Source organism: Gilliamella sp. Fer4-1 (assembly GCF_001690515.1).
GTDB classification, from domain to species: domain Bacteria; phylum Pseudomonadota; class Gammaproteobacteria; order Enterobacterales; family Orbaceae; genus Gilliamella; species Gilliamella apicola_C.
Map to the genome: position 1 here is coordinate 1 of NZ_LZGZ01000247.1, position 1,618 is coordinate 1,618.

Here is a 1,618-nt window from a genome sequence, read left to right on the forward strand (position 1 = left end):
CTAAACCTAACTTATTCTACAAGTGAAATTAACAATAGCTTACATGAATTGACATTAACTCATTTTTTAAAAAAAATATCCGAACAACAATATAAATTAAATGAACTAAAATAATAGAATTTCAACTATCAATTTAGAATAATGGAAAAATAATAAAAATATAATTTCTAAACTATACTGTTAGGCTTAAACTATAATCGCTACCGATACTACGACCCGTACACCGCCCGCTACATCAGCCAAGACCCTATCGGACTGGCTGGTGGTGAAAATGCCTATAGCTACGTCCCCGAACCACTGGCTTGGATTGACCAGTTGGGGTTGTCGGGGTTGTCGGATGAGTGCCCGGGAGTGAAAGCTGGAAAGGAGGCAAGTGCAACTCAAATTCCTGTAGATGAAAATAGATTTGTACTGCCAGATATTCCAAGAGTAGCGCAATCTCGAATTAATGTTGCAAATGTTACTCATGATAATGGTAAAGTAAGAGGTTTTAAATACGCCATGGGAAAACATAGTATTAATGCGACTATCCCCAATAAAAGTCGTTTTGTCATTACAAATGATGAAGTTAAAATGCTTTTGCAACGTTCCGATATTGTTAATAAACCCGTTTATAATCCAATTCAAATCGGGGGCAAGGTTGAAGTAGATAAATTTGTACGTCAAGTTGGCGTAGATAAAATTATAGGTATTGATCAAAGTGGAAGAAAAACGTCTATTCTAGCTATTATTGCTGATAAGAAAGGAAATTTAATTAATACTTTTCCTGGTAAATTGTAATTAATTTAAAAGGATAATTATGCCTCTGATTAATTTAAAAAAAACACGTTTGAATAATGAAGATGATGATATAGTACTCTACCGAACATTTCACGAAAATAATGGGCGTTATTTGGAAAGGGAAGATGAGCCAGAAAAATTTAAAGTACTATGGAATATTGATGATTCATCTCCTTCTGTATTTAAAAGCAATCAAGATATTAATATGTTAATGCAAGATATTGAGGTGGTTTTAAATGAGGCTCATTCACAGAATGACAATGAGATGTGTAATCATCTAAAAGAAATATTTGTTCTATGTAAATTGTGTTTATGGAATAACGGTATGTTTTACTTAGAATTTACTCCTTGGGGGGTGAAATTGGATAGCTATCCTAGCAACCTTCCCGATAAATTTAAATTTAATATATCAACTATCGACAACTAATTGATTATTAAGTTAAAAACAATAATAAGGTGACCAAGCCAGCTACCATCGTGATATCAGCGAAAAACTGAGGGTAATGAATTATCCAATGGTATAAAGAGGGTAATTAAATATGTACAGTGGCATTGTTTTATATAATACAGAAAACATCTCACCAAATATTGTGTTAGAGTTTACTGAAACACTATTTTCGGCATTAAATATTCCTATTACAGAAGCTAGTTATATTAAACCAATAATAAGGAAAAGAGTTATAATGATTTTAAGTTTGTTAATATATCACTGAAAGGATTAAAACGTAAAATAAATCTACAAGAGGCGACCGCTTTTGATGTACTGAATGTGTTAGACGATACTTGTTATCTACGTTTGGTTTATTATACGGAAGAATTTGGCGGTACTAGCGATATT

The 1,618-nt window shown here is 32.3% G+C and carries 2 protein-coding genes and 1 pseudogene; all 3 read left to right on the forward strand.

Annotation, left to right across the window (positions count from 1 at the left end; all coding sequences use genetic code 11):
* Positions 1-177: 177 nt before the first annotated feature.
* Positions 178-312 (forward strand): annotated as a pseudogene (locus A9G30_RS13370) (RHS repeat-associated core domain-containing protein); the annotation flags it as partial.
* A 39-nt stretch (positions 313-351) separates the two neighbouring features.
* Positions 352-780, forward strand: coding sequence for a hypothetical protein (locus tag A9G30_RS08620; protein ID WP_255305762.1), 429 nt, complete (start codon positions 352-354; stop codon positions 778-780).
* A 19-nt stretch (positions 781-799) separates the two neighbouring features.
* On the forward strand, positions 800-1,207 hold the full coding sequence (locus tag A9G30_RS08625) for a hypothetical protein (RefSeq protein ID WP_065588679.1): 408 nt from the start codon (positions 800-802) through the stop codon (positions 1,205-1,207).
* Positions 1,208-1,618: the final 411 nt, after the last annotated feature.

Excerpts from the sequence above, each read along its gene's own strand:
- A9G30_RS08625 (WP_065588679.1), top strand. The coding sequence starts at position 800 with ATGCCTCTGATTAATTTAAAAAAAACACGTTTGAATAATGAAGATGAT.